We start from the raw sequence: 1,015 nt of genomic DNA, 5'->3' as shown, positions 1-1,015 counted from the left end.
TTGATCGAGCCGTTTTGTACGGGTGGCACCTGCCACGCCATGCTCGACGGCCGCCCCATCTTCACCGACACCAACCACCTTGCTTTCAGCATGTCGCCGCGCGTCGCCTTGATTTTAGAAGCGGAACATGCACGACTGCGCTTGGGAATTTTTGAGTAAGAGGTTTGACACATGCTCCGGCGGGCCCGAAATTTCATAAAACGTTTGTCCCTCCCCGCGATGGCCCGGCAGGTGCAACGCAAGAACCTGACCTATCTCAGCGATCAGAAGCTGCTGAGCATGACCGAGGCGCTCAAAGGGTTGAACGCGAAAAATATCGAGGGCGATATCTATGAGTTTGGCGTGGCCCTGGGGGGCTCGGCGATCCTGCTGTCTTCGCTGATGGGCGCCGGGCGGCGCTTTCACGGCTATGACCTGTTTGGCATGATCCCGGCCCCGGGCGAAAAGGATGCGCAAGACACCCATGACCGCTACGAGGTCATCAAATCCGGCCAGTCAAAGGGGCTCAACGGCGACCCCTATTACGGCTATGAGGAGAACCTGTACCAGAAGGTTGTCGACCATTTTGACGGGTTTGGCCTGCCGGTGGACGGGCAGCGCATCAGCCTGCACAAGGGGCTGTTTGAAGACAGCCTGCGCCTGGCGCCGGAGACCAAGATCGCCTTGGCCCATATTGATTGCGACTGGTATGACCCCGTCACTTTTTGCCTGGTCTCGATCAAAACTCACATGGTGCCGGGCGGGATGGTGATTATTGATGATTACAATGATTATCAGGGCTGCAAGGACGCCACAGACGCGTTTTTGGCGCAAACCCCGAATTTCACGCTGAGAAACACCCGGCCCCATGCCGTGCTGGTCAGAAACAGCTAGCAACTGTATTTGTCAGACGGTCTAAGCAGTCCAATTTTGTCCCGACTTGAGGAGCGCGTTTGCGATTGTGATGAGCTTTCGCGCGACGGCTACGATGATAACTTTATGCAGTTTTCCGGCGTTGCGCAGGCGATCTGCGAAA

1 protein-coding gene is annotated in these 1,015 nt (G+C 56.6%); it reads left to right on the top strand.

Features of this window, described 5'->3' with window-relative positions:
• The first annotated feature begins 204 nt into the window (after window positions 1-204).
• The gene (locus tag F6K13_RS34755; RefSeq protein ID WP_287290197.1) at window positions 205-873 is read left to right on the top strand and encodes a TylF/MycF/NovP-related O-methyltransferase; all 669 of its coding nucleotides are present in this window, start codon (window positions 205-207) and stop codon (window positions 871-873) included.
• Window positions 874-1,015 lie beyond the last annotated feature (142 nt).

Source organism: Okeania sp. SIO2B9 (assembly GCF_010672505.1).
Lineage (GTDB): Bacteria > Cyanobacteriota > Cyanobacteriia > Cyanobacteriales > Microcoleaceae > Okeania > Okeania hirsuta.
Note: the sequence above shows the minus strand (reverse complement) of the source record. Positions and strands in the feature narration are given on the sequence as shown.